Origin of the sequence: Okeania sp. SIO2F4 (assembly GCF_010672385.1) — a bacterium.
GTDB lineage: Bacteria > Cyanobacteriota > Cyanobacteriia > Cyanobacteriales > Microcoleaceae > Trichodesmium.
The window spans coordinates 1-5995 of record NZ_JAAHGT010000601.1 but is presented as its reverse complement, the minus strand read 5'-3'; the positions used below and the strand labels follow the sequence as shown (position 1 = coordinate 5995).

Annotated in this window: 4 protein-coding genes and 1 pseudogene; 1 reads left to right on the top strand and 4 read right to left on the bottom strand. The window is 33.8% G+C overall.

The window, feature by feature from the left end:
- The 4 genes and pseudogenes from F6K22_RS28505 to F6K22_RS28490 all read right to left on the bottom strand — a co-directional run.
- A pseudogene (locus tag F6K22_RS28505) lies at positions 1 to 595 on the bottom strand (hypothetical protein); the annotation flags it as partial.
- 286 nt (positions 596 to 881) lie between these two features.
- On the bottom strand, positions 882 to 1196 hold the full coding sequence (locus tag F6K22_RS28500) for a CD225/dispanin family protein (RefSeq protein WP_293105858.1): 315 nt from the start codon (positions 1194 to 1196) through the stop codon (positions 882 to 884).
- 18 nt (positions 1197 to 1214) lie between these two features.
- On the bottom strand, positions 1215 to 3209 hold the full coding sequence (locus F6K22_RS28495) for a hypothetical protein (RefSeq protein ID WP_293105857.1): 1995 nt from the start codon (positions 3207 to 3209) through the stop codon (positions 1215 to 1217).
- Between the two features lie 188 nt (positions 3210 to 3397).
- Positions 3398 to 4477, bottom strand: coding sequence for a hypothetical protein (locus F6K22_RS28490; RefSeq protein ID WP_293105855.1), 1080 nt, complete (start codon positions 4475 to 4477; stop codon positions 3398 to 3400).
- 290 nt (positions 4478 to 4767) lie between these two features.
- Between F6K22_RS28490 and F6K22_RS28485 the strand changes: the two genes are divergently transcribed.
- The gene (locus F6K22_RS28485) at positions 4768 to 5634 is read left to right on the top strand and encodes a phosphodiester glycosidase family protein (protein WP_293105854.1); all 867 of its coding nucleotides are present in this window, start codon (positions 4768 to 4770) and stop codon (positions 5632 to 5634) included.
- Positions 5635 to 5995 lie beyond the last annotated feature (361 nt).

The window sequence follows — 5995 nt, the reverse complement described above, 5'->3', positions numbered from 1 at the left end:
TAAGAAAAACAACATAATTAACGTTATTACCCCAAGATTTAATAAATCCTACGCTTTCTTTTTCCTGATTGTGGTTAGAGATTGGAGACTCAACCTGAAATAGTTCTATTTCTTCAAGTTGTAAGGTACTGCTAGAGCCATCTATACTTAAGAATAACTTATCAGAAGGAATAGCTGGATGTGGGTCGCGATGCTCCCAAAATTCTGTGTACCCTCCTGTCAATTTTTGATGAACTTCCTCCATATTTTTTGGGGAAATAAAAACATTTTCTTGACTTTTAATTCCCTGAATAACGACTCCTTCAATTATAAGTATTTCTCTCCCAAATTGGTCTTTAAGAATCTCATCTCCTGCTTGATAATTCAGGTCTTTTTGTGTTGCTTTTAAGATTCGATAAACTATCGTGAAATCTCCTACTTTTGAACCAAAAATTTGTCTGATAAATCCCTTTTCTGGTTCTGTTAAATCTCCTGTTGTAACTCTTGCGAGTAAGTTGTCAGTCTTAGCTTCACAAATGAAATCAGGAGCTACAACTGTTCTGTAGTCAAGATAGCGGTTACGGCTTACTAAAAAAGGCCAAACTTCAATACTCATAGTGATAATTTAATAAATCTAGATTCGGAGTTTTATAAGAAACCGGGTTTATGGGAGAGATATGTGGGTATGGTAGAGGATTTCATCTAAACCCTATTTCTCTGCTTTATTTATACCGACACTACCGGATTTAATATCGCGGAAGTCAAAAGTTAAAAATAAGATTTGATAGATAAAAAAAATGACAATACAGTAATTTCAGGGGCTATAAGTTTCCCAATATTTATGACATTTTTAAAGTGAGTTAGTAGAACCCTTCTATGTTGAAGTTTTTGTTAGGACTAAATTAATTAATACTATTAGTATTAGGTTCGAGTTGCATAGGAGCAATGTAGGTGTTATATACATACAAAGCCATCATTATTATCGCTACTATTAAACCAAACAAAAACCATTTTTTAGCTTTTTTTGATGCTGTCTCTGCTCCTGGTAGTCGGTCTCCCAATTTATCTCGCATCTTAACTTCAGTTCCATAAACAATTGCGACAATTCCGAATGGCAAACAAAAAACTGCCACCCTTCCAAATAGCAAACAGCATAGAAGAGTTAGTAAAATTGCTGGCGTTCGATAGTTAGGAATATTTTCTTTGTTAGCTGTCATATTTACTTAAGCTATATTTTATACAATTCGCCAAATTTTAATCGTTTTGTCATCACTGCCGCTAGCTAAGGTTTGATTATCTGGACTAAAAGCTAGGGTGGTGATAATACCAGTGTGCCCAGTTAAAGTAGTTTTTAAAGTTCCGGTTGATAAATTCCAAATCTTGATTGTGCAATCATTACTTCCACTGGCAAGGATGCGGTTATCTGGACTAATCGCCAGAGACCAAATTGCTCCGGTGTGTCCTACCAAACGGGATTTAAGATTCCAAGTTTTCGTATCCCACACATAGATAGTTTTGTCACCACCTCCACTAACCAATATTTGACCATCAGGACTAAAGGCTAAAGCTTTGATAAAACTAGGATGCTTGAGGGTAAGAAATTTAAGAAATTTATCATCATTGATGGGCAGTTCCCAAATCAGCATTTTCTTGTCTGTACCACCAGTAGCCAAAGTGCGACCATTGGGAGCAAGAGCAAGAGCATAAACCAAGCCTTGATGTTCGTTTAAACGGTGTATTACTTTAGCACTATTAGTTTGTAGTTGCCAGATTTTCACAGTTTGATCTCGACTACTGCTAATCAGTGTGCCACCATTAGGACTAACAACAAACCCACTGATAGGTTCGGTATGTTCCTTCAATTTATAGAAGGGTTCTCCTGTATTGGCATTCCATACCTTAATACTTTTATCTGCGCTAGCAGTAAACAGCAGTTTATTGTCTTGACTAAGATTTGCTAATACCCAATCTGATTTTTCCCGCACAATTTCTTTCTGTAAATTTCCCCGTGCAACATCCCAAAACAGAACTTTTCTGTCGTCACTGGAACTGAAAAGAGTTTTACCATCAGATGTGAAACCAACGGAACAGACTACTTTTTTATGTTTTGTCAAATTATGGATGGGTTCAGGAGGAAAAAGAACTTCTCCTCCTAAATTAGCTTCGGGAAATCTCTCCTCAAAATCCTTGAGATGTTTCAGGAAACTAATTACCAAGTGCCTAAGTGCTGTTCCCCGATCTCTCACCTCTTGTAAATATTTTTTTTGATATCGATGAGCTTGTTCGTTTAAAACAAACTGACGAATTAGGAAATCTAAAGAAGTAAAAGAATCTTTAAGTAAATCCCACACAGGAATTTTTTCTGAGGATGCTTTTAAGACTTTCATATCAGCTTTTACCCCATCAATTAATACATAAGCAATAGGAATTTCTAACTGAAAAGGTTTTGGAACTGCCTTTGGCTTCTTTTTCATCGAACCATCAGGTTGGAGGGTGGCAAAGTCGAGACCAATAGAACTTACAGGAATTAGACGTACTGGACAACCAGCTTTAACTCTATTAATAACTACATTCCTAAATTCAGGTGATTGTTCTAGCAGGTGTTCTGTTATTTCTGAGAGCTTATAATTATCTTCTTTTTCTCGCAGATGTTCTGTTCTTTCTGAGAGCTTATAATTATTTTTAAGCAAATCCCACTTACTGATAATAAAATGAACGGGGGTGTCTCTTTTACAGAAATTTAGCAATTGCATCATGAGAGGTAAATCTCTTAGCAATAATTGTCTAACTTTTTCATCATTATTTAGGTCTTTTCCTTGGATTAATTTCAATAATTTTAGACCATCAATCATCACTAACACTGCATCTGCTTTAGAGACTTCTTGTTTAAAATCAAAAATCTTGTCTTGATCTTCTAATATATCTGTAAGTATAGATCCTGGATAGTCAATATAGGTAAACTGACAAACTGGAAAGTTTTCAAAAGCAAGATTTCTGACGCAACAAGTAAATGTTGTCTGTGTTACACCTCTTGTTCCACTAGGCCAAGATATATTTGGCTCGTCTATTTCTGAATAAATTCTACTCAGTTCAATACTTTGCTGATGATTGGGAACTTCCAAGAAAAATCCTTCGCTGGTTGGGGTAGATAATTGCTTAAAAAGACGGGCTAAAAATACAGTTTTACCCGCTCCCGATGGTCCTAAAGTAATAATATTGTAATTTTTCATATTCATTTCTGGGCTTTTAACTTTGATAATGATTCCCTTATTACTTTGTTCTACCTTCTGATTATTTCAGATTCAGGAAAATCTTGGCTCAGTTTATTACTAATATATAAAAAGCTTGTCACAGCACTTTTTAAGGCTGTTTTTTTATCTTCAATTTCTTTGATATATTCATCCCTGATTCTCTGAAATTAAGCTAATCTTTGTTTCTCTGCTTCAACTATTGTTTTAATTTTTTTAAATACCAAATTATCAATTGTTTTGAGTAATTCTTTCGTGAATTCCTCTCCTATACTATTTGGCTGATTTTGCTCATCAGAATTATCATCATCCAGGATATTTGATACTAAAACTTCAACAAGAGTGTTAACAACTATATCAATTAACCAACGGGAACGTAACACACGCTTTAAGAAGTTATGTAATAATTTATTATGTCTACTATTTTCAATAATATCTTCGTTACTAATAGTAGTTAGTCGTTTAATGTTTACCTGAATCTCTTTTTCTAAAAGATCGGGTATAACACAAGATACAGGAACTTCCATGTGAAAAGGACGTGGAATTGAATTTGCAATTATTTTCATACTGCCATCAGGTTGAGGTGTTGCAAAACCCGAACCCACTGAACTTACTGGAATCAGGCGTACTGGAGAACCTTCTTGATTTCTATTCCGAACTAATTCTTTAAACTCAGGAATTTCTAGAAGGCGATCGCTTATTTCTTTTAAACCAAAATTATCATTTTCCAGCAAATCCCATTTACTAATTACAAACTGAATAGGTGCTTTAGAATGAGACATACACTTAATTATTGGAAGTAAATCTTTCTTTAAAAAATCAACAAAAAGTTGATGATTATTATTATTCATTAATGCCTGAATTTTTCGACCATCTAAAAGACCCAAGATTGCATCAGCTTGTACTATTATTTCTTTTAAATCAGAATCTTCTTCATCCATTTCTGTAAACCTTCCGCCAGCATAATCAAAATAAGTAAACTGACAAATTGGAAAGTTTTCCAGATCGCGATTCTTTATACAACAAGTAAACTTCCACTTAGATATCTCGCTACGTCTAGTTGTTTCTGGCCATTTTCCAGTAATCAAGTTTTTGTAAATATTATTCAGTAGCCTCTGTGATTTAAAATCCTCAGCTTCAAGATAGAAACCGTGTTCTCCTTGGCTTGCTAATGATTTAAACATACTCGCCATAAATACAGTTTTACCTGCACCAGACGCTCCTAAAGTTAATATTTTGTAATTTTTCATTGCCTAAATTTCCTCTGAAAAAATAATCATGCTAGGTGTAATACTACTGGAGTTATTTCAACAGTTTTTTTCAGACATCAGGATTTAAGCAAAAAATTAACCCATACACCATCTGTAGAGGGTAATAGCCCTAAAACACTACTGTATATAGTTTGTTTGGGTAAGTTCTGAGAGATTCTAAATCTAGCATGACTTTTTCAAAATGAACCATATAAAAAAATGACAAACCTGTAGGAAATTGGTATAGAACTTGCTTACCATTTGTCAAAAATATTTATCAAATTAGTATAATGAACAAAAAAATTCTAGCTTTAACCGGATTATTTTTAACAACCTTCCTCCTAATAAGCATAAACTTATTTTCTGCCCAAAATGCCGAAAGTAAATCACAAAATCCTCTATCTCTTGGTTTCCAAATTATTAGTAATTCTCAGGGAACAACTCTTTATCAAAAAAATTTAGATTATGTACAAGTTATCGATCTAACTCAAGGTGCGAAAATTAATTTTATCTATGGAAATATCACAGACTTAGGTACTAAAAAAGGAGCTTACGGCGGTAACGACCCACAATTTGAACGTCAGACAATATCACAAGTATGGTCTAACTTATATTCAGAAAATTCAAGTTTATTTTGCATCACTAACGGTCAATTTTTTAGAAATGATAAAAACGCCTCCACAGGGTTAGCATTTCCTGTCAAGTCAGATGGAATTATAGTTAGTGACGGTTATGCCGGAGAAATAGAATTTCCTGATGAAAAATTAATGCTAGAAGTCTGGAATGATAGAGCATTAATTAGTAAATTTCAGCCAAATAATCTCCAATTATCCACAGCACCTAATCTTATTGTTGGTTTACAGGAAAATGCAGATAAAGGAGTAGAAGATAAAACAGGTAGAACATTTATTGGAATTAAAGATAAAGATGGCGATCGCCTGAATGAAACAATTTTAATTTTTACTTCCAAAAAAGCAACTCAACCTCACGCTGCTAAAGTTTTGAAAAGTTTTGGTGAAACTCAAGTAATCATGTTAGATGGTGGAGGTTCAACACAATTAATTTGTCAGGGAAATATTTATATAGATTCACCAAGAACTATCCCTCAAATGATTGCTATTTTCAGTGGAGATGAAGTCAGAAAGAAAGAAGAATAATTTAGTAATCTAGGATAGTAGGATTAACTATTAAAAACTAAAGACTGCTTACGCTTAAACAATGGTAAGCATTCAGCCGTAAACTATCAGCTAAGTAGTCGTGCAAAATACAAAATAAACTTCCTAGTTGAGAGAGGGAATACTTAACCATAAACACTTAAATTGGAGAAAGAATTGATAATTTATGAATAAGATTGGAGATGTCTAATAGTAATGTGTAATTAATGTTGCTTATAAGTAGGTAGGCACGAAAAAATCAAACTATGTAAAGATAAGTAAATACGGAAAGTTGATCTATCAAGGTGATTTTTTTATGGGCGCTCGTTTCAGGATTTTTCTCACTCGTGAGCAAGACCAAAAA